The sequence below is a fragment of the Bartonella sp. B23 genome (genome assembly GCF_053793815.1).
Genome location: NZ_CP200033.1, coordinates 730,476 through 751,205, shown reverse-complemented (window position 1 = coordinate 751,205; position 20,730 = coordinate 730,476). Strand labels below are relative to the sequence as shown.

Here is a 20,730-nt window from a genome sequence, read left to right as displayed (position 1 = left end):
ATGGAGAAAAATAATGCCAGCAGTACAAGAAACAGTACGCCAGGTACGTGAGATAGATGTTGATCAATATAAATACGGTTTTGAAACTAATATTGAAACAGATAAAGCTCCGAAGGGGTTAACTGAAAGCATCATTCGATTCATTTCCGATAAGAAACACGAACCTGAATGGATGCTGACATGGCGTTTACAAGCTTTTCATCGTTGGTTAACAATGCAAGAGCCTAGTTGGGCGCGCATTAAGTATCCCAAAATTGATTTTCAAGAGCTATATTATTACGCTGCTCCTAAAAATCATACAGGACCGAAATCTTTGGATGAGGTGGATCCTGAATTGTTAGCAACTTATGAAAAGCTTGGTATTCCCCTCAAAGAACAAGAAATTTTGGCGGGGGTAAGAAAACAGTCTGCTCCCTCTACTTTTGATGGGAGTATTTATGCATCAGGACAGGTAGCTGTTGATGCAGTCTTTGATTCTGTTTCTGTTGTGACAACATTTAAAAAAGAACTAGCACAGGCTGGTGTTATTTTTTGCTCTATTTCAGAGGCGATTACTGAACATCCTACCCTTATTAAGGAATATTTAGGAACGGTTGTACCTGCTGGTGATAATTATTACGCTGCTTTGAATGCAGCCGTTTTTACAGATGGTTCATTTGTTTATATTCCTAAAGGGGTTCGTTGTCCGATGGAGCTTTCAACCTATTTTAGGATCAATGAACGCAATACAGGCCAATTTGAACGAACATTAATTATTGCAGATGAAGATTCTTATGTTTCTTATCTTGAGGGATGCACGGCCCCCCAACGTGATGACAACCAACTTCATGCTGCTGTTGTTGAGCTTATTGCGTTCAAAAATGCAGAAATTAAATATTCTACAGTACAAAATTGGTATCCTGGAGATAAAGATGGTAGGGGTGGTATTTATAATTTTGTAACGAAGCGTGGAGATTGTCGGGGTGATAATGCTAAAATTTCGTGGACACAGATTGAAACTGGCTCTGCAATTACTTGGAAATATCCGTCTTGCTTACTGCGTGGTGACAACTCGCGTGGAGAATTTTATTCTATTGCTGTTGCAAACGGTTATCAACAAATTGATTCCGGTACAAAAATGATTCATTTAGGAAAAAATACATCGAGCCGCATTGTTTCCAAAGGTATTTCTGCTGGTTTTTCAAATAACACTTATAGGGGGCAAGTTACAGCACATCGAAAAGCACAAAATGCGCGCAATTTTACGCAATGTGATAGTTTGTTAATTGGTAATGATTGTGGTGCCCATACAGTTCCTTATATTGAAGCGAAGAATGCGACGGCTCAATTTGAACATGAAGCAACGACATCAAAAATTTCTGATGATCAGCTTTTTTATGCCATGCAGCGGGGTATTCCCGAAGAAGAAGCTATCGCATTAATCGTGAATGGTTTTGTCAAGGAAGTTATTCAAAAGCTTCCAATGGAATTTGCTATTGAAGCACAAAAACTCATTAGTATCAGCCTTGAAGGTAGTGTGGGATAATTATTTAGGTCAATAGCGCATTTGGCGTAAAATAGCTAGAACAGGATAAAATTATGTTAGAGATAAAAAATTTGCGTGCCCGTATTGTTGGGACCGATACAGAGGTTATTCGCGGTTTAAATTTGACTGTTCAAGATGGTGAAGTTGCTGCCATCATGGGACAAAATGGAGCTGGAAAATCGACTTTGTCTTATTTGCTTGCTGGTCATGATAATTATGAAGTAATAGAAGGCGATATTCTTTATAATGGACAATCGATTTTAGAAATGGATCCAGCAGAACGTGCTACATACGGTATTTTTCTTGCATTTCAATATCCCATGGAAATACCTGGAGTGGCAACGATGGAATTTTTAAAAGTTGCTATGAATTCTCAACGCAAAGCGCGTGGTGATGAAGAGCTTAAAATTATTGAGTTTATAAAGTGTGTTAAAGACATTTCTTCAAAACTTGAGGTAGATATGGACATGCTAAAACGTCCATTAAATGTAGGTTTTTCAGGTGGAGAAAAGAAGCGAGCTGAAATTTTACAAATGGCACTTCTTGAGCCTAAACTTTGTATCTTAGATGAAACAGATTCTGGTTTAGATATTGATGCGCTGAAAATTGTTGCAGATGGTGTTAATAAACTTCGGGATTCAAAGCGTTCATTTTTGGTTATTACTCATTACCAACGCCTTCTTAATTATATTATTCCTGACACAGTACATGTTCTTTATAAAGGACGTATTATTAAAAGCGGTGATAAATCATTGGCGCTTTATTTAGAACAAAATGGATATGCTGATCTTATTAGTGAAGCGGCTTGAGGTCATTGGATATGAATGCACGGCGAGAATTGTTGGTAGTTGAAAAAGATATACTTAATAATTTCAATCAATATATGAGCAATTTACCTGGCGATAAAGCTGTACAGACAGTTCGTAAAAAAGCTATTGAACTGTTTCAAAAAACACGACTTCCTTCACGTAAAATTGAAAATTGGCATTATACGAATCTACGCACGTTATTGAAATCTGTTGGCAGTTTTTCAGAAGTAGATGATGAGCAATTTGTTGATGCATTACTTTCAGAAAGTGTTGTTTTTTCTATTAAAAATGGAAAAACAGTTACACAATCAAAGATAAAAAATATCACGGTAAAACGTTTTTCAGACGCATTAAAAGATAATTTTGTAAAAAGAGATCAGATTATTTCTGATGAAGATTTTGTTGGACAATTAAATACCGCTTTTGTTACGGATGGTTGGCTTTTTCACATTCCTGAAAATACAAAATTAAATGTCCCCATTGAATTACAGAACATTCAAATGGGAGGACAGTCTCATATTTTTTCAGACATAAAAATTGAAAAAAACTGTCAAGCTGTATTTCTTGAACATCAGATTGGTAATGATAAAGATACCTTTGTAAGTTCAATATCTTCATTAGATATTGCCGCTTGTAGTGATATTACATGGATCATTATTTGCGATCGTGGTTTTAATTCTACACAATTTAGCCAATTTCGTGCTCTTCTTGGTCAAGGAGCAAAATTGTCACTTTATGTAATTAATATAGGTAGTCAATTAAATCGTCAAGAAATTGATGTTAAATTGCAGGGAGAAGAATCTAATTTTCAATTGAGAGTTGTAAATTTATTGTCAGGACAAACGCACAGCGATCTTACGATGGCTGTTCATCACGCGGAAGAAAAATCAACTTCAACAGAAGTTATACGTAATGTGGTTACAGATAAAGCAGTCGGTGTTTTTCAAGGAACGATACGTGTTGCTCAAAAAGCTCAAAAAACAGATGCGCGCATGGCTTGTAATAGCCTCATACTTTCAAATAACGCGGAATTTAATGCAAAGCCTGAGCTAGAAATTTTTGCTGATGATGTTGCGTGTGGTCATGGTGCGACAGTTGCTAATATTAACCATGATCATCTTTTTTATCTCATGGCGCGCGGTATTCCTTTAAAAACAGCTCGTGCACTTTTAATTAAAGGGTTTGTTTTCGAAATTATTGAAGACGTTGAACAGGATGATATTCAAGCTATTTTGGGAGATACTATTAGCAGGTGGTTGGAAAAAAATGTTTAAGGTAAAAAAATGGGAAATGACGTACAAACATTAAGCTATGATGTAGAAAAAATTCGGCATGATTTTCCTCTTTTACGTCATGGTGTTTATGGAAAGCGATTAGCTTATCTTGATAATGGTGCCTCTGCTCAAAAACCACAATCAGTGCTCAATGCAATGGATGATTTCTATCAATGCAACTATGCTAATGTGCACAGGGGAATATATTTTTTAGCAAATGCGGCAACGCAATCTTATGAAAATGCTCGTGAAACAGTTCGTGCATTTTTAAATGCTCAAAAAGTTGAGGAAATTGTTTTTATGAAAAATGCAACAGAAGCCATTAACACTGTTGCTTATGGTTGGGCTATGCCAAAATTAAGAGAGGGCGATGAAATTGTTCTCAGCATCATGGAGCATCATTCAAATATTATTCCTTGGCATTTTCTTCGTGAACAAAAAGGTGTTAAGCTTGTTTTTATTCCGATTGATGAAAATGGTATTTTACATATTGAGGATTTCCAAAAAGCTTTAAGTGCCCGAACAAGACTTGTTGCTATTACGCACATGTCTAATATATTGGGAACTGTGCCTCCTGTTAAAGAAATTGTTAAACTAGCGCATAAAAATGCCATTCCTGTTCTTGTTGATGGTTCTCAGGGTGCTGTACATTTAACAGTTGACGTGCAAAGTCTTGATTGTGATTGGTATGTCTTTACAGGTCATAAGCTTTATGGTCCGACAGGCATTGGTGTTCTTTATGGTAAAAAACATCGGCTAGAGGAAATGATTCCTTTTCAAGGAGGAGGAGAGATGGTCGAGGATGTCGCGACTGATAAAGTTTCTTATAATTCTCTCCCTTACCGTTTTGAAGCGGGAACGCCTCCCATAGTTGAAGCTATTGGATTGGCTGCAGCCATTAATTATGTGCAAGAAAAAGATAGGAATGCTATTTATGCACATGAAAAAGCACTATTGGCTTACGCACATGAAAAGCTTGAAACAGTTGAAACATTGCGTATTTATGGTCATTCTCCCAATAAAGGGGCTATTATATCATTTACAATTGAAAGTATTCATGCACACGATATTGCCATGTTTATTGACAAAAAAGGAGTTGCTATACGTGCAGGAACGCATTGTGCACAGCCGTTATTACAACGCTTTGGTTTAACATCTATTTGTCGTGCATCGTTTGCTATGTATAATACCTATGAAGATATTGATATATTAGTAGAAGCACTGAGAGAAACGAGGACATTTTTTAATGACTGAACTAATTGAAAAGTGTCGTTCTACAGAATCTGTTAAGACGGTAAGTGAAAGTAAGAAGCCTTGTACATCAACAATTTCAGCAGACGAAATTGACCGTATGACGAGCGATATTATTGCTGCTCTGAAAACGGTTTATGATCCAGAGATTCCTGCTGATATTTATGAGCTAGGGTTGATTTATCGTATTGATATTGAAGATGATCGTTCAGTAAAAATTGAAATGACACTCACAGCACCAGGATGTCCTGTTGCTGGAGAAATGCCAGGTTGGGTAGAAAATGCTGTAAGTACAGTTGAGGGTGTTTCGCATGTTGAAGTCACCATGACATTTGATCCACCATGGACACCTGATTATATGTCAGAAGAGGCGCAAATTGCCGTTGGATGGTATTAAAACTACTGCTCATGAACGAACTTTTTACTTTTACAAGCTTTTAGATTTAAGAACGCTTATATGAACCATAATAAACGAAAATTGGAACTCACTTGGATTTTGAAAAGGGAGATGCACAAAGTTTGATCTTCGTATTTTATTAGAGGATCTTTAAAAATGTTATTATGCAGCGTATTAAATGTCTGCTCAGGACGCTTTTGATGATAATTTTCTGGTATTTAGAGCACTTGAACAAGTGTATATATGGGTAAGGTGAAGAATATCTATATTGATCTACCGTATAATACAGGCAATGCATTCGAGTATTATGAGGATAGTTTAGAACGTTCTATTGATAAAAAACGTGCACCACAAAGTAATACAAGGCACCATCAATTATATTTAAAAAATTTTTGTTCGCATTTATTGCAAAGAGATCTGAGGAAATCAGTGATCAATGAAAGAATTACTGCGATTGTTCACTGCTTTCCAAAAGGAGAAAGAAGAGGTCTTTTGATAAATAAAAATGAATTTTTATAAAATCCTATAATAAACCGTATTACAAATTGTAGTAATAAGATACCTAATTGATGAAATATAAAAAAATGCATATTTTCATATCTTATCGTAATTTTAGGCTTATTCTTCGATAATACCACATGCTAAACGAGCTCCACCTCCGCCAAACGGTAATGGCTTATCAGAATGGTTATCTCCTCCTAAATGAATTATTAATGAGCGCCCTTTAATTTCTGAAAGCTTTTTAATTCGTGGGGCGAGAACACTCATTGTGGATCGCCCTTTATTATCGACATAAAGCGCAGGTAAATCACCTAAGTGACCATTGACATTATAAGGTCCAAGATGCTTGCTAGTACTCTGCGGGTCATAATGTTTACCTGCAGCACCACCAATTATGCCATCTTTCGTATCACATGAAGAATTTACATGCACATGAAAACCGTGTAAACCTTCCGGTAGAGTGGATAAGTTTGGCACAAAAATCAAACCATATGTGTTTTCTTCAATTTCAATTGTACCAATAGGCTTTTTTGTGTTGTTATTTTCTAGTTCATAAACCTTTACCTGCATAGATTCTGCTAGTGTAGAAGTATAATTAGCTAAAAATATTAGTGATGATAAGAAGATAAAGAAAATTTTATCCATGTAGCACCTTTTTATACTTATTTGAAATAAATTTTATTGCTAAAATATAAAATAAATATCATACTGATAAAAATATTTATTAAATTTAATATAATTTTTACTTTGTAAAAAGATAACAAACTGCGCTATCTTTGAAATAGTATAATTCACAAAAAATTTATAAAATAAAAATAAATCCTTTTATATATCTTTATGTTTATCTGAAATAATTTCCTATATCAAATGATATAATGCGGCTTTTATGGAAATTTTCCTACATTTTTCAGGAGATACTTCTAAAGCAGATTTCATAATTTTTATAAAAATTCTGTTTCTGAATAAAGTTAACTGGCAAAACTTTTTATTTATTATGAAATATAATCTATCGTAATGTGTGTACTCCTTCCACAAAAGCACAAAGCGTACCAACAAAAACACCCATTATTAATCCTATTATTGCACCAATTATCGTTCCGGTAAAAAATGCTGTACCTATACCCATTGCGATAATTGGACCAAATCCTGACAGCCCAATATAACCATAAGTTGCGAGAGTTGCCACAATTGCTCCTGATATACTGCCATTTAAGATTCCAATAAAAGCGGGTTCCTTAATGGAATAATAGATTTTTTTGAAAAAAGTTCTTTCACAGTTTTTGGAATCAGTATTGCTATAAGTTTTAAAATTAATCATATTTGTTTCTTTCATTTTGAATACTAACTATTCCAGAGTAATCAATTGATACGAGAAAAGTGTGCTTTTTAAATTCTACCAAAGCGCGCCAAATACCTTTATCGTCTAAACGCAATTGTTTAATATCCATGAAACCATTTTGCATGAGACAGTTTTTAACTTGTGAAGCTGTAAATGAATTCTGGCCTTGTTTTGTGATATCTTTGGTAAAAATATAGGTAGAATTTTGACAATAGGGAGCATAAAAAATTTTACTTATTGAAGCTGTGACTATAGATGAGAAGCAGATAATCGCCATAAAAAGAATACATAATTTCGAAATTTTACTTAAGGCCATCTTGTCACCGTTTGTTAAAAAAACACTTCATTAACTTATTTATTGCTAACTGGTTCCCAGGAATACTTTATTTTTAATGCTATCCTTAACGAAGAAAATTTTTTAAAATTTATATTGATTAACAAAAATCGTTTTTTATTTCTTCTTCTTATAAGAAAAGGTAACGTTATATTTTTTTGCAAATACTACTATGCTGTATTGTTAAAGTAATTTTTGCATTTTTGTTATATTGCGCACTGTAGAAAACAATTGCTAATATTTTAATTTAATTAACAAATTTATTAGAAAGATTAGATCTTGTCTTTGTTGTTATTTTTTGTTGCTTTAACTGGTCTACATCAGTTATTTTATCATATCAGTAGAGCTGTTTAGGTGATTTTGTTAAGAATGTTTGTATAATTTCTTTGAATCCATAACCAGGGTACATTCCTTCTCGCATGAATAAATTACGTAACGGTGAGCAACCACGTAGTAATCCAAGACTAATGCTTCGTATGATATGAACAGGCAACATATTAGAAAGTAAAGCAGAGTTGAGCATATGCACAGATCCACTTCGGATCAATATATCAGGTTTGCGGTATCGGTTATAACGTGCAACAATCATTTCAGAGTTAGAATCGGATATTCTGTTTGGTAAAATATCAGTTAAAGTTTGAACATCACGAAACCCTAAATTCAGTCCTTGCGCTCCAATAGGAGGAAAGACATGGGCTGCTTCGCCCACTAAAATTGTTCGATTTGCAGCAAAACGATAAGAGATAAGTCCTGAAAGAGGCCATAGTTGGATTGGTGTTTCTAATATCAGCTTTCCAAGCATCGATTGCATTTGATCTTCTATGACTTTTGCAATTGTTTTTTTCTCCATATTCAATAATTTCTCAGCACGAGAAGGACTAACAACCCACACAAGACTAGATCTTTTCCCTGATAGCGGAACCTGTGTAAATGGACCATTTTCTGTGTGAAATTCAGTTGACGTATTTTGATGGGAAAAGTCATGGGAAAAATTGAGAACAAGCGCTTTTTGCGGATAATTCCATTGTTTGGCACCTATACCCGCTGCCGCTCGTGTTAGAGAATGGCGTCCATCAGCAGCAACAACAAGCGACGCTTGAATAACTCTACCATCTGCAAGAGTGACAGATACATGGCTTTTTTGGTGATGAAAAGATTTTGCTGAAGAAACAAATCTTGTAATATTTGGTACATGCGTAACAGAATTGACTAAAGCATTGTTTAATTCTGCATTAGGTATATTATAAGCAAAGGCCTCTTCTCCAATTTCAGCGGAAGAAAAATTCACAGTAGGAGCACGTACAATCCTAGAGGTTATATCTATAATTCTGATGAAAGACAAAGCTGCTGCATGATCCTTAAGAATATTCCAAATATTAAGTTTTTGAAGCGTACGTATTGCTGGTATCATAAGAGCAGTTGTCCGTAATTCATCTGCATGAGCAGGTGGACCAATAAGAAAAACAGAGTGCCCCCTATGTGCAAGACTAAGTGCTGCTAACATACCGATCGGGCCTGCACCAATGACAGCAATACCTCTATGCTCATTTCTTTCAGATGTCATAGCCACCTGAGCCTTTCACCATTTACTAAATATTTTAATATTTCTAAATGAAGAATCTCTTTTTATTGTATGAAGCTCTTCTATTATATTATGTAATAAATAATACGATATAAAAAAGTAACTTTTTTATGATTTTTTTTACAGTCAATTATACCATTAATAAAAGTGGTGTATTGGTAAATGGATGAAAACCTTAGAAACGAGGATAAGAAAACTTTGAAACGTAAGCTAACAAAAAAAATCAAAACTAATGCTGATTTATTGCGCCATAAAAAAGTAACGATGCCACAAGCGAAGGCCTTTTCTGTCCATTTACTGACAGCTTCGGGTTCGTTTTTAGCGTTTCTTTCTCTTATATCGGCATCTCAAAAAGAATGGACTGCTATGTTTTGTTGGCTTGGATTTGCACTTCTTGTTGATGGTATCGATGGACCGATTGCGCGCAAACTTGATGTTAAATACGTACTTCCAACATGGTCTGGAGAACTCTTAGATAATATTATTGATTATGTAACTTATGTCCTAATTCCAGCTTTTGCGCTTTATCAAAGTGGTTTTATGGGTTCAAGACTGTCGTTTTTATTGAGTGCTATTATTGTTATTTCATCGGCTATTTACTATGCGGATACTGGAATGAAAACAAAAGAAAACTTTTTTAAAGGATTTCCTGTCGTTTGGAATATGATGGTTTTCATGCTTTTTGTAGTAAAGCCAGGGGAGTGGATAACTTTTACCATTATTGTTTTATCAGCAATTATATCTTTTTTACCAGTTCATTTCATTCATCCAACAAGAGTTATCCGTTTGCGGTGGCTTAATTTTCCAATCTTTCTTTCATGGTGTTTCTTTGGTGTTGCCGCATTTTTTTACAAATTAGATGCTCCATATTGGGTTAAACTAGGAATTTCAGTAACAGGCATTTATATATATTGTATTGGTGCTATTATGCAGCTATTTCCTCAATTGGGTGTAAAAAAACAATAATATAGACACTGTAAAAAAGGTATGAAATGCAGATTGATTTTGGGGCAGGCGATGATATTCTTTTTATAAAAGAAGGGCATGCTGGCATTATAAAGCTTACACGTCCTCTAGCATTAAACGCTCTTAATCAACGAATGGTTTTCGCCTTTAAAAAGGCACTCAGCACATGGGAAATAGATGATGATGTTTCTTGTATCTTAATTGAAGGAGAGGGGCGTGCTTTTTGTGCTGGTGGAGATGTTGTAGAAATCTACCATATGGGAAAAAAAGAATCTTCTTACCAATATTTTAGTGACGAATATCGCTTAAATGCTTATATTAGACGCTTTTCAAAACCATACATTTCTTTTTTAAACGGAATTTGGATGGGAGGGGGGGTAGGTATTTCCATATACGGTTCACACCGAATTGTTACAGAAAATACACTCTTTGCTATGCCGGAAGGTGCTATTGGTTTTTTTCCAGATGTTGGTGCGAGCTTTTTTTTACCATCTCTTCCTGATTACTTTGGCATTTATCTTGCATTAACCGGTGCGCGTATAAAATGGGGTGATTGCTTAAATCTAGGGTTAGCAACACATGCTGTTCCTGAAGTTGAATTAGAGTGCATTAGAAAAGCTATCATTGAAAAGGGAAATCCTGTTTTAGCTTTGAAAGAACGAACAGTTACAAAAAATTATGAAACGAGCCATGAAATACGCTGTATTATCAGAGCTTGTTTTAGTACCGATACATTAGAGGAATGTATTGAATTGCTTTATAAAAAAAGCAATGAAGGCGTCTTATTTGCTCAAGAATGCTACGATAGCTTGCTATCACGTTCTCCGACAAGTTTAAAAATTATTTGGAAACAAATGAAACAAAGTTCATTTCAAACTTTTGAAGATTGTATAAAAGTTGAAAATCGTATTGCACATCATATGATTAACTCACATGATTTTTATGAAGGTGTGCGTGCAATGCTGATTGAAAAGGACAGAACACCTAAATGGCAGCCAGATAAACTCTCAGATATAACAGATGAAATGATCGACCTTTATTTCCAACCCGTTGAACGAGAATTATTGCTTTGATGAATATCCCTCAAAAACAAATTTCAAAGATAGACATGTTTCTATTAGCTTATAGCTTTTATTTACGGTTTTTAGCGCTAATTTGCTTCGGTTTAAGTGCTCTTTATTGGCTGCGTCTTGTTGGTGTCTTTCCAGGAACTCTATGGCGCTTTGATCTTATGCCATGGCAGTGGCAGTTTTTATCAGGCACACTGGCTGTTATTTATCCTATCGCGTTGATTGGACTTTGGATGTACTCACTATGGGGAATTTTTTTGTGGTGTATTGCAGCCTTTACAGAAATATTAGCGATGAAAATTTATTATTCCAACTACCAGCTACTTGCGCTATTTTATGGAATATTATTCTTAGTTCTTATGGCATTACAAATTATGATGTTCTTTTTTAAGAAAAATCATGCGATCAATGCTGTTAAAATTGTTACAACAGATTACTAGATTCAAAAATTATTATGATACTCTACTCTTTAGCTTTCATGTGACGAGAGTATTCACAGTAATGATGTTACTGTTCCTCAGATGTCGTCTTTCTACTTATAAAAGTTCCATAATATATATTATGCGATAAATAGAGACACAAACTATAGGCATAAACAAGATAAAGACTAGAATTTCAAAAAGATAAAGACTAGAATTTCAAAGGAAATTTTAGTTAGAATAAAATGTTTTGTTGCTATATTTGTGTATCTGTTTCAAAAATCAGTCCCTGATATGCAGGTTTAACATGTGATGGGACATAGTTTAAAACCTCATTGTAATCAAGCGATCTATCCATATGTGTGAGTATAGCTCGTTTTGGTTTTAAATGTTTTATCCAATGTAATGCTTGATCAACAGAAAAATGACTTGGATGAGATTCAAATTGAAGAGCCTCGATAATCAAAACATCTAAATTCATTAATTTCAGTAATGTTTTTTCAGGAAATTTATTAACATCTGTACAATAAGCAACATTACCAATACGAAAACCTAAAGAATGAATATTTCCATGATATTGTAAATGTGCGTTAATAATTATTGCTCCACCTTGCCCATGAATTATAAACTGGCTATCTTCGTTGATAAGATGATCTTTTAAAATGGGTGAGTAAGATGAACCTTTTGAATTTTGAAAACAATATCCAAAAGCATTTTTCAAATGGCTCAATGTGAGGGTATCTGCATAAATATCTATTAAGCATTTTTGTGCAAGCGAATAACTACGGAGATCATTAATACCGTGAATATGATCTGCATGAAAGTGCGTATAAAATGCAGCATCAAGATGGTTCACGCGAGCGTCAATCATTTGTAATCTAAAATCTGGACCAGTATCAATAACAGCCGTTGTTTTCTTTCCTGATGGTTTAATGCGTTCGACTAATAAAGAACTTCTATAGCGTTTATTTTTAGGATTATTGGGATCACAAACTCCCCAATCACCATTAGGGCGTGGTACTCCCAGAGAGGAACCACAGCCTAATATCGTAAATCGGTACCGATCAAACATACCTTTTACCCTATTTCATTTTGCTAAATAAACGTAAAGCATTGCACGTTGTTATCTGAGTGATTTCCTCAATATTTAAACCAATTATTTCAGCCAAAGCAGCGGCTGTATAGCGTACAAAAGATGGCTCATTTGTTTTACCTCGATGAGGAACAGGAGCTAAAAATGGTGCATCCGTTTCCACCAATAAATGCTCACGAGGTACAATTTTTGCTATTTCACGAATTTCAAGGGCATTTTTAAAAGTAAGAATACCTGAAAAAGAAATATAACCACCAAGTTCAATAGCGGCACGAGCAAGTTGTATCCCAGATGAATAACAATGAAGGACAAATGGAAAAATACCCTTCTTTATTTCTTCACGTAATATTTTCTCCATATCTCCATCTGCATTGCGTGAATGTATGACAAGAGGAAGTTGTGTTTCACGAGAAGCGATAATATGTTCTTGGAAAATTTTCTTTTGCTCTTTTGGTGAAGAGTAATCATAATGATAGTCAAGCCCCACTTCCCCGAACGCAACAATTTTGGAATGATTTGAATGACGAATAAGATTCTCAGCTGTGATATTTTGTTCCTCATGGGCATGATTGGGATGCGTGCCAACGGAACAAAATACTTGCTCATAAGTTTGCGCAATTGCCAAAAGTTTATCTAAATCATGAACGCGTGTTGAAATTGTTATCATACGCTTAACGTCAGCATTTAAAGCCCGTTGGATAACACCGTCCAAATCTTGTGAAAAATTTTCAAAATCAAGATGACAATGTGTATCAATCAACATGATGAGTCTCGTCATTTTTCAAGATATAACGGGGGAAAATTGGTTCTGGTGGAGGAAGATCAATACCTGTTTGAATTTTTGAATTACTGATATGATAAAATAACCGATGTTCTTCTACAATCGCAAGGCTATCAAGAAGTTTGGCCGCTGATTGTGGTATAAAAGGTAACAGCATAATTCCTATTTGCCGCAGAACTTCTACAGTTATGTAAAGAACTGTAGAAAATCTTTCTGGATTATTTTTTCTTAAACTCCAAGGTTGTTCACTGGCAAAATAACGATTAGCATCTGCTACAACTGAAAAAATAGCTGAAAGCGCTAAATGCATCCCATAAGAAGACATAGCTTGGCGTATAATTTCAAGCGTTTTAAGAGAGTATTCTAAAAGCTGTTGATCTTGAACTAAAAATGCAGATGGTATAGGAACTTTTGCATCACAATTTTTAGCAATCATGGACAAAGAGCGCTGTGCTAAATTACCAAGATCATTGGCAAGATCCGCATTAATGCGATTTACAAAACTATCATGGCTATAACTACCATCTTGTCCAAATGGCACTTCACGAAGAAGAAAATAACGAAACTGATCAATACCATAATGATCAACCATTTTAAAAGGATCAACGACGTTTCCAATAGACTTTGACATTTTTGTACCATGATTGAGTAAAAAACCATGAGCAAAAATGCACTTAGGCAATTCAATTCCAGCAGACATTAAAAATGCTGGCCAATAGACTGCATGAAAACGAATAATATCTTTACCAATGATATGAACATTTGCAGGCCAAAAATCACGTTTTTTTGAATTTTTATCAAAAAAATCAATTGCTGATAAGTAATTTGTAAGTGCATCAACCCAGACATACATAACGTGCTTTGGATTATTTGGAACAGGAATTCCCCAATTAAAACTTGCTCGTGAAATTGAAATATCTTTTAAACCCGATTTTATAAAACTTATAATTTCGTTCCGTCGTTCAGATGGAGCAATAAAATCAGGATGGTTTTCATAATATTCAAGAAGAGCTTTTTCATAACGGGAAAGTCTAAAAAAGTAACTTTCTTCTTCGTTCCATTCAACTGGAGATCCTAATTCTTTTTCGCGTCGGATGTTATCTTCTCCAACTTCAGTATCTTTCTCTTCATAATAGGATTCCTGACGAACCGAATACCAACCAGTATAACGTCCAAGATAAATATCGCCATTCGCTTCCATCTTTTTCCAAATTTCTTGACAAGCTTGATGATGACGCTCTTCTGTCGTACGGATAAAATCGTCATTAGAACAATTTAATATTGCAAGCATTTTTTGAAATGTTGCACTGTTACGATCTGCAAGTTGTCTAGGTGCTATACCTAACGCTGCTGCTGTTTGTTGCATTTTTAAACCGTGCTCATCCGTACCAGAGAGAAAAAACACATTTTTTCCGTCTAATCGCTGAAAACGAGCCAAAACATCACTTGCAATTACACTATAGGCATGTCCAATATGTGGAGTACCATTAGGATAAAAAATTGGAGTCGTTATGTAATATATGTTACGCATGTTATACTCATTGTGAAACGCAATAAAAGACACACTCACATAACGTCTGTTAATCACATTGTCACGGAAAAAGCGCACCCTCGCGAACGATCTTATGAACCCTAAAAAGCAAGTTAATAATGAATTGCTTTTTGTCGAGATTAAATGATTGTATTTCCTCTATCTCTTGATAAATCTCCTGCCATGCTTGCGCATATTTTTTTGAGAGAGCCAAATCTCCCTTTTCAACGAGCATGATAGCCCTTTTTTGAATTTTATCAAGAATTTCGTCACAAAATTGTTGAAATTGAATCCTTGAAGAAAGAGATGAAAGTGTTTGTGCAACAGTATGTACAACAGTTGGGTTGCAAACAGATTTCTCCAAGAGAGTATCAATAGTTCTAACAATTTCAAAACCATCATTGCAAATAAGTAAGGCAGCTTTTCTAGGACTTCCGTTAGATCTTTGAATAATCATCTTGACAGTTTTTTCATCAGGTAAATTTTTAGTGGAAAAAATATGTGTAATGACTTTTTTCATCTCATTATCATGCAATGGCCGCAAAGAAATTTTCTGGCATCGTGAGCGAATCGTTGGGAGCAATCTTCCTAGAGAGTGCGTGATAAGAATGAATAAAGTTTTTGTAGGAGGTTCCTCAAGCGTTTTGAGAATCGCATTAGCCGCACTTCTATTCATATCATCTACAGGATCAATGATAACAATGCGCCACCCATTATTTTGTGAAGTTTTGTTTAAAAAATGCATAACATCGCGAATATCATCAATGAGTACACCTGTTTTGAATTTTTGTGTTTTTAAATCAAAGCGACGTGAAATGTATAAAAGATTGGGATGACTACCCTGCGTAATTTGATGCCATGTAATAGAATTATGCTCTGGTTGCAGGAAATCATCCTTTTGAGAGCTTAAAATATTCCAAGCAAAGTGAAACGCCAATGTGGCCTTGCCAATTCCGTACTCTCCTTCAAATAATAAAGCATGATGCAAACGCCCCTCCTTACGCGTTCGCATCAAAAAATGACGAGCAGATACATGACCAAAAATCGTATTGTTCTGTAAAGGTGATAAAACTGCATCAATATCGTCATATTGACGCAAAAAATTTACATCATTCATGTAAAATGATCCACCAATGCTTGATCACAAATGTTTTTTATTTGTTCTGCAATAACGTGAATTGTATTTGTCGCATCAATCACACGAAATCTACGAGGTTCCTGTTCTGCTAGTCGAAGAAAAGCTTGGCGCCTTTGTTCTTGAATTTCTAAATTATCTTTTTCAAAATAATCAATTGTTTTTGCTTTTTTTCTTACATAATTTATGCTTTTCGAGAGCCTTCGGGTATTTGCACGTTCCATAGCATGCTTTGCCGATATATCTAATAGAAATGTCAAATTAGGCATTATCCCATTGAGAGCGACACGTTCTAAAACAGAAAGAGTAAAAGAACTTACCTTATCATTGAGTCCTTGATAAACACGTGTAGAATCAATAAAGCGGTCACATAACACCACTTTACCTTCTTGCAAAGAAGGTGCGATAACTTCGGTAACATGATCGATTCGTGCAGCCGTAAACAAAGCAGTTTCAATCACAGGTCCATGCTGTTGAGCCTGACCGGATAATAAAATATCACGTATTATTTCTGCACCTCGCGTTCCTCCTGGTTCTCGCGTTATAACAACTTCATAGCCTTTGCCCTTGAGATGTTCAAAAAGACAAAGAATTTGCGCTGATTTTCCTACTCCGTCCCCCCCTTCAAATGTGATAAAATAACCTGACACTTATAAACCTTGTCTCTTATCTAGCGCATATTACAAATATTTTCGTAGCCACCCAATTGTTATTTCATAGAATGAATTTTTTACTTTTGCAAAAAAGCTTCCTTCCTGAATATTTTTCCCGGCAAAAACGGCCTTTTCGAGAAGAATCTTTTTATCTTCTAAAATTTGAAGAACACCGACTGGTTGTTCTAAAACAATAGGAGCTTTTAATGGACCACGATATTTAATTTGTGCTCTAACATTCATTTTTTTTTGATTCGAAAGCATAAAATTTATCGGCTCTTTAACAATAAGTGGAACAGAATTTTGCGATCCACCATAAACAGAAGCGTAACCAATTACCTCCCCTTTTGTGAAAATCGTTTTAAGATCGAAAGCTGTCATTCCCCATTGAAGAATGCGTTCTACTTCTTTTGTATGCTTTTTACCATCTTGCAAACCGTTTATTGCTAAAAAAAGACGTCGATGGTTTTTATAAACGGACACAACCATTGAAAAACCTTCTTTTTCACTGTAGCCGGAACCAAATCCTTCTACACCAATTCCTTTAGAAATAAGAGGATTTTTGTTACGTTGAAAAATTTTATTCCAAGTAAAGTTTGGCTCACTATAAAGCGCGTAATAATCAGGGTATTCATGAGCAATATGACGCGCTAATGTGATCATATCGCGCAATGTTACAAACTGCCCCTCTTCTGGAAGTCCTGTCGCATTAACAAAATGACTATGCGACAATCCGATAGTTCGAGCCCTCTGATTCATTAGCTTTGCGAAATCAGTTTCACTCCCCGATACTCCTTCAGCAAGGATAATAGCAGCATCATTTCCATTGACAATAATTAAACCACGTAAAAGATCAAAAATATTAATTTCTGTTTTTATTTTTGCAAACATAGTTGTCGTACCAGAAGGTGCTCCACCCTTTCGCCAAGCATTTTCACTTACCTTGAATTTTTGTGTACCACTTAACAATCCTTCTTTTAATTGATGAAATATGACTTCGGCCGTCATCAGCTTTGCTAATGATGCGGGAAAAAAAGCAACATCACTCTGTTTTTCAAAAAGTATTGTATCTGTGTCGTTATCTAATAACAGCAATTGCGATGCAGAATTTTGAAAATTTTGTGCTCTTCCTCGTTCATCCAACGTTATCATCCAAAATAAGGTGAATAAAACCCTTAATGCTTTGTACATAACCCCTTCTCCCATATCTAAAGGAGCAGCATAAAGAATCTTCTTACACAAAGAAAGATTTGTTTTTTATAAACTAAAAATTATTTAAAATGAGATCGTTTTTTTATTTTCTCTCAGTATTATCAAGACAAACCGGCATGCTACATTTTCTTTTTCATTTTTTCACATAAAATTTATTTTGAATGTTTTAAATGTGGCAAAGATTAATAACACTTTTGAAAATTTACCTTATTCCATAATAATACACAATCTCATCTTTTTGTTTAAAATGAAAAAATCTATCATTATATGTAACTTAACAATTACAAATAATGAGGAAACATTATTCTTCTAAAAAACTTGTAATTAATTGACGCGTATTTTTTTGCTTGGCTTATTTATAAAAGCCACTTGATCAAACAAGGCTGGTTTACCAATCAAAACAGGACCGATTTCGGGCAAGCTTATCGAAAGAGTCTTATTGAGTTGCTTTCGTTCAATTGCAGCTTCGTTTAGTTGTTTTTGATTATCCGCACCGTTTCTTTCTAGCACAATATTTTCTCTTTCTTTTGAAAGACTTGCCAATGCTAATGAGGACGGATCTTTATTCCCTGACATATAAGAAGACACTAAATAAGCACCATCATAATAACCGACAGGCGCTTCAGAAATATATTCCACTTTAACATTTGCCACGCCTGCATTGACATACCCAAGTATTTCTGCAGCTTGCTTCGATAAATCGATGATTCTATTTTTCATAAAAGGACCGCGATCGTTGACTCTAACAACAATAGAAGAGCCATTTTTCATATTAGTAACACGCGCATAACTTGGTAAAGGCATTGTGGGATGGGCAGCGGTCAAAAGATTCATATCATATATCTCACCGTTTGCAGTTAAACGCCCGTGAAAATCCGCACCATACCATGATGCTTCTCCAACACGTCGATAGGCTGGATCACTTTTTGGATAATACCATTTCCCGTTTACTTGGTAAGGCTTACCGACAACAGCCCGTCCACCTCTCTTTTCATTTGATTGATTTTGTCCGCTGGGATTTTTTTTAGGAAGAACAGAAGTATTTACATTGGCCGCTCTATTATTATAAAAGTCTTTTTCTGTAAGAGGTGCTACTTGGCTTGCACAGCAAGATACCAACAACTGAGATACGATTGCTACAGAAACGAATTGAAACGTTGAATCAAGAACAGAGATAAACTTTTCTTTGTCAATCAAAAGCATTTATCAACCCGCTTATTTTTAATTAAGTATTTACTGTGAAAAATTACACTACGCCTTCTATATGCGACATAAAAATCCACATTTTCTGACGACCTCTCTCACGCAGTTATGATAGCCCAAAAAATTACCTTTTATCAAGAAAATTTATTCATTATTAATCTTTTTATGATTTTTGCAAAAAATAAGCGCGATTTTGTAGATGCTATGAACGAATTAAAAAGTAAAGAAATCAATATAGCCATAAAAATACGGTTTCATGCGAATAAGCAAGATAATTCTGCATATTTGGCGATGTTTTTCGCGATGTCATATTTTTCCTTGTAGCTTGCTGCCTCGTTTTGTACAGATTTATTTTTTCACAGGGTTTTCAAGGTGGCTTTAAAGGATCTTCACAGGCCTTTCAAAGAGTCTTTTTTCTATTAAAAATCGCAATTCGTGATGATCAGTTCTTTAGCAATAGCATTATTTGAGCTGCCACATAAATAAGATGTGGTGACCTATTTTATATGGAATTGACTAAAGGTTTTCCGAATTTTTGGTACGTCATTTAAAGAAAGAAGAAACTTGCCCTTTAATTACGCAAGAATCGTAGCCATCACCTGATAATCTTCTCGTTTAAACAAATCCTTTCCATAGTAATTCTCAGCACCCCAATAAGGCGGATCAAGGTAAAACAAAACGTTTTATTTATCATAGCGAAGAATAAAGTCTGACCAATCTGTATTTTCAATCGCAACCCTTGCCAAGCGCTGGCAAAGAAGCTCTAATGACGCTTCAACCTTAAAATAATTAAACCGTGCACCACAGCTCGTTTCAACGCCAAATGTGCGCTTTACCACCTTGCCGCTAAAACTTGACCGTTGCAAATACAAAAACCGAACAACACGCTCTAAATCGGTTAAATCCTTTTGCTCTTGCCGTGAGAGACGTTGAAATGCCTAACGGATGCTGATTTGGAACTTTAGCATATCCATAAAAGGCCGATAATGGCGTTGCAAAACTCTGAAAAAATTGATCACATCTCCCCTGAGCGATCAGGGATGATTTCCACAACTGGTATCAATGTTCTCCTAAAGAAAATTCCTCCCATTCCAATAAAAGTTCAGCATAAGCATTGTGCGGAATCTATTCAAAATTTTGACAAGGATTTTGGCCAATATTCCCTTGCCACAAACATAAACAGCTGCTGGTGTCACAGCAAAAACAGATTGTGATGTTTCTGAATAAATTGTGTCCATAATTTGTAGGAACTTATAAAACATGTATAAGTGAACCTACAGCCTCTATTCTCTCTAAATATGAAAAAATATGCAATGTTTCTTGGTAAAATATTCACAGACATAGCTAAAGCAGTGGGTTTTAAACGACAAGTTATCCATTTTGCTCTTCTGAAGAAATTCGGTTGTATGGCTTATACTGGGATACTGTGATGAGAAAATAAAACTTTCCCCTGAAGATATCTTTGTCTCTTCTAATACTGCACTTAAAACGGCAAATTAGAACTGAAAAAGCACATCTATAAACCACACAAAATACGGATTAATTCCTTTCTAAAATGAAAAATATGGGCGCGTTTTATCTTATATTAAAAATTAAATTAACTAACTGTTTTTAAAAGATTATTTATTAAAATAATAAAAATCATACCATATGAA

General features: G+C 35.0%; 20 protein-coding genes and 1 pseudogene. 9 read left to right on the top strand and 12 right to left on the bottom strand.

All coding sequences use genetic code 11. The annotated features are described in order from the left end of the window. The first annotated feature begins 13 nt into the window (after positions 1 to 13). The 6 genes from sufB (at position 14) to V4B17_RS03200 (ending at position 5,775) form a co-directional block, all read left to right on the top strand. Positions 14 to 1,525 carry a Fe-S cluster assembly protein SufB gene (gene sufB, locus V4B17_RS03225; RefSeq protein ID WP_455480039.1) on the top strand — a complete coding sequence of 504 codons (1,512 nt, stop codon included), beginning with the start codon at positions 14 to 16 and terminating at the stop codon, positions 1,523 to 1,525. A gap of 53 nt (positions 1,526 to 1,578) precedes the next feature. Beyond that, entirely contained in the window at positions 1,579 to 2,334 is a 756-nt protein-coding gene (gene sufC / locus V4B17_RS03220; RefSeq protein ID WP_455480038.1) for a Fe-S cluster assembly ATPase SufC, read from the top strand. Positions 2,335 to 2,345: 11 nt separating this feature from the next. Continuing rightward, positions 2,346 to 3,608, top strand: a complete 1,263-nt coding sequence (gene sufD, locus V4B17_RS03215) for a Fe-S cluster assembly protein SufD (RefSeq protein ID WP_455480037.1) — start codon at positions 2,346 to 2,348, stop codon at positions 3,606 to 3,608. A 9-nt stretch (positions 3,609 to 3,617) separates the two neighbouring features. After that, a complete protein-coding gene (locus V4B17_RS03210; protein WP_455480036.1) occupies positions 3,618 to 4,862 on the top strand; it encodes an aminotransferase class V-fold PLP-dependent enzyme in 1,245 nt (414 codons plus the stop codon). Next, the gene (locus V4B17_RS03205) at positions 4,855 to 5,256 is read left to right on the top strand and encodes an SUF system Fe-S cluster assembly protein (protein WP_455480035.1); all 402 of its coding nucleotides are present in this window, start codon (positions 4,855 to 4,857) and stop codon (positions 5,254 to 5,256) included. The genes V4B17_RS03210 and V4B17_RS03205 overlap by 8 nt, the downstream gene beginning before the upstream one ends. 243 nt (positions 5,257 to 5,499) lie before the next feature. Beyond that, positions 5,500 to 5,775 (top strand): hypothetical protein, encoded by a 276-nt coding sequence (locus V4B17_RS03200; RefSeq protein WP_455480034.1) that lies wholly within the window; start codon positions 5,500 to 5,502, stop codon positions 5,773 to 5,775. Between the two features lie 99 nt (positions 5,776 to 5,874). Here the strand turns inward: V4B17_RS03200 and sodC are convergent, their stop codons facing one another. From sodC to V4B17_RS03180, 4 genes are all read right to left on the bottom strand, one after another. Next, positions 5,875 to 6,402, bottom strand: a complete 528-nt coding sequence (sodC, locus tag V4B17_RS03195) for a superoxide dismutase [Cu-Zn] SodC (RefSeq protein ID WP_455480033.1) — start codon at positions 6,400 to 6,402, stop codon at positions 5,875 to 5,877. Between the two features lie 361 nt (positions 6,403 to 6,763). Then, entirely contained in the window at positions 6,764 to 7,090 is a 327-nt protein-coding gene (locus V4B17_RS03190; RefSeq protein WP_455480032.1) for a hypothetical protein, read from the bottom strand. Further along, positions 7,068 to 7,412 (bottom strand): hypothetical protein, encoded by a 345-nt coding sequence (locus tag V4B17_RS03185; RefSeq protein ID WP_455480031.1) that lies wholly within the window; start codon positions 7,410 to 7,412, stop codon positions 7,068 to 7,070. The genes V4B17_RS03190 and V4B17_RS03185 overlap by 23 nt, the downstream gene beginning before the upstream one ends. A gap of 355 nt (positions 7,413 to 7,767) precedes the next feature. Further along, entirely contained in the window at positions 7,768 to 8,994 is a 1,227-nt protein-coding gene (locus V4B17_RS03180) for a UbiH/UbiF family hydroxylase (RefSeq protein ID WP_455480030.1), read from the bottom strand. 180 nt (positions 8,995 to 9,174) lie between these two features. Between V4B17_RS03180 and pcsA the strand changes: the two genes are divergently transcribed. Genes pcsA through V4B17_RS03165 form a run of 3 tightly spaced genes read left to right on the top strand, consistent with a single transcriptional unit; the run spans position 9,175 to position 11,488 of the window. Continuing rightward, positions 9,175 to 9,978, top strand: a complete 804-nt coding sequence (gene pcsA / locus V4B17_RS03175; RefSeq protein ID WP_455480029.1) for a phosphatidylcholine synthase — start codon at positions 9,175 to 9,177, stop codon at positions 9,976 to 9,978. A gap of 26 nt (positions 9,979 to 10,004) precedes the next feature. Beyond that, positions 10,005 to 11,051, top strand: a complete 1,047-nt coding sequence (locus V4B17_RS03170) for an enoyl-CoA hydratase/isomerase family protein (protein WP_455480028.1) — start codon at positions 10,005 to 10,007, stop codon at positions 11,049 to 11,051. Continuing rightward, positions 11,048 to 11,488, top strand: a complete 441-nt coding sequence (locus V4B17_RS03165; protein ID WP_455480027.1) for a DUF6163 family protein — start codon at positions 11,048 to 11,050, stop codon at positions 11,486 to 11,488. Before V4B17_RS03170 ends, V4B17_RS03165 begins: the two co-directional genes overlap by 4 nt. Before the next feature lie 235 nt (positions 11,489 to 11,723). Here V4B17_RS03165 and V4B17_RS03160 read toward each other — a convergent pair whose 3' ends face one another. The 8 genes and pseudogenes from V4B17_RS03160 to V4B17_RS03125 form a co-directional block, all read right to left on the bottom strand. After that, positions 11,724 to 12,539, bottom strand: coding sequence for an MBL fold metallo-hydrolase (locus V4B17_RS03160; RefSeq protein WP_455480026.1), 816 nt, complete (start codon positions 12,537 to 12,539; stop codon positions 11,724 to 11,726). A 10-nt stretch (positions 12,540 to 12,549) separates the two neighbouring features. Beyond that, the gene (locus V4B17_RS03155; RefSeq protein ID WP_455480025.1) at positions 12,550 to 13,323 is read right to left on the bottom strand and encodes a TatD family hydrolase; all 774 of its coding nucleotides are present in this window, start codon (positions 13,321 to 13,323) and stop codon (positions 12,550 to 12,552) included. After that, positions 13,313 to 14,872, bottom strand: coding sequence for a methionine--tRNA ligase (gene metG, locus V4B17_RS03150; protein ID WP_455480024.1), 1,560 nt, complete (start codon positions 14,870 to 14,872; stop codon positions 13,313 to 13,315). Before metG ends, V4B17_RS03155 begins: the two co-directional genes overlap by 11 nt. 61 nt (positions 14,873 to 14,933) lie before the next feature. Further along, positions 14,934 to 15,989, bottom strand: a complete 1,056-nt coding sequence (locus V4B17_RS03145) for a DNA polymerase III subunit delta' (RefSeq protein WP_455480023.1) — start codon at positions 15,987 to 15,989, stop codon at positions 14,934 to 14,936. Next, positions 15,986 to 16,657 (bottom strand): dTMP kinase, encoded by a 672-nt coding sequence (gene tmk / locus V4B17_RS03140; protein ID WP_455480022.1) that lies wholly within the window; start codon positions 16,655 to 16,657, stop codon positions 15,986 to 15,988. The genes V4B17_RS03145 and tmk overlap by 4 nt, the downstream gene beginning before the upstream one ends. Before the next feature lie 30 nt (positions 16,658 to 16,687). Beyond that, positions 16,688 to 17,851 carry a D-alanyl-D-alanine carboxypeptidase family protein gene (locus V4B17_RS03135; protein ID WP_455480021.1) on the bottom strand — a complete coding sequence of 388 codons (1,164 nt, stop codon included), beginning with the start codon at positions 17,849 to 17,851 and terminating at the stop codon, positions 16,688 to 16,690. Positions 17,852 to 18,196: 345 nt separating this feature from the next. Further along, on the bottom strand, positions 18,197 to 19,075 hold the full coding sequence (locus V4B17_RS03130) for a septal ring lytic transglycosylase RlpA family protein (RefSeq protein ID WP_455480020.1): 879 nt from the start codon (positions 19,073 to 19,075) through the stop codon (positions 18,197 to 18,199). Between the two features lie 419 nt (positions 19,076 to 19,494). Beyond that, a pseudogene (locus V4B17_RS03125) lies at positions 19,495 to 20,313 on the bottom strand (DNA adenine methylase). Between the last annotated feature and the right edge of the window lie 417 nt (positions 20,314 to 20,730).

Coding starts and splice junctions, on each gene's coding strand:
- V4B17_RS03170 (WP_455480028.1), top strand. CDS start 10,005: ATGCAGATTGATTTTGGGGCAGGCGATGATATTCTTTTTATAAAAGAA.
- V4B17_RS03210 (WP_455480036.1), top strand. CDS start 3,618: ATGGGAAATGACGTACAAACATTAAGCTATGATGTAGAAAAAATTCGG.
- V4B17_RS03200 (WP_455480034.1), top strand. CDS start 5,500: ATGGGTAAGGTGAAGAATATCTATATTGATCTACCGTATAATACAGGC.
- V4B17_RS03145 (WP_455480023.1), bottom strand. CDS start 15,989: ATGAATGATGTAAATTTTTTGCGTCAATATGACGATATTGATGCAGTT.
- pcsA (WP_455480029.1), top strand. CDS start 9,175: ATGGATGAAAACCTTAGAAACGAGGATAAGAAAACTTTGAAACGTAAG.
- V4B17_RS03185 (WP_455480031.1), bottom strand. CDS start 7,412: ATGGCCTTAAGTAAAATTTCGAAATTATGTATTCTTTTTATGGCGATT.
- V4B17_RS03160 (WP_455480026.1), bottom strand. CDS start 12,539: ATGTTTGATCGGTACCGATTTACGATATTAGGCTGTGGTTCCTCTCTG.
- V4B17_RS03205 (WP_455480035.1), top strand. CDS start 4,855: ATGACTGAACTAATTGAAAAGTGTCGTTCTACAGAATCTGTTAAGACG.
- V4B17_RS03190 (WP_455480032.1), bottom strand. CDS start 7,090: ATGAAAGAAACAAATATGATTAATTTTAAAACTTATAGCAATACTGAT.
- sufD (WP_455480037.1), top strand. CDS start 2,346: ATGAATGCACGGCGAGAATTGTTGGTAGTTGAAAAAGATATACTTAAT.
- V4B17_RS03155 (WP_455480025.1), bottom strand. CDS start 13,323: ATGTTGATTGATACACATTGTCATCTTGATTTTGAAAATTTTTCACAA.
- metG (WP_455480024.1), bottom strand. CDS start 14,872: ATGCGTAACATATATTACATAACGACTCCAATTTTTTATCCTAATGGT.
- sufC (WP_455480038.1), top strand. CDS start 1,579: ATGTTAGAGATAAAAAATTTGCGTGCCCGTATTGTTGGGACCGATACA.
- V4B17_RS03130 (WP_455480020.1), bottom strand. CDS start 19,075: ATGCTTTTGATTGACAAAGAAAAGTTTATCTCTGTTCTTGATTCAACG.
- V4B17_RS03135 (WP_455480021.1), bottom strand. CDS start 17,851: ATGTACAAAGCATTAAGGGTTTTATTCACCTTATTTTGGATGATAACG.
- sodC (WP_455480033.1), bottom strand. CDS start 6,402: ATGGATAAAATTTTCTTTATCTTCTTATCATCACTAATATTTTTAGCT.
- V4B17_RS03180 (WP_455480030.1), bottom strand. CDS start 8,994: ATGACATCTGAAAGAAATGAGCATAGAGGTATTGCTGTCATTGGTGCA.
- sufB (WP_455480039.1), top strand. CDS start 14: ATGCCAGCAGTACAAGAAACAGTACGCCAGGTACGTGAGATAGATGTT.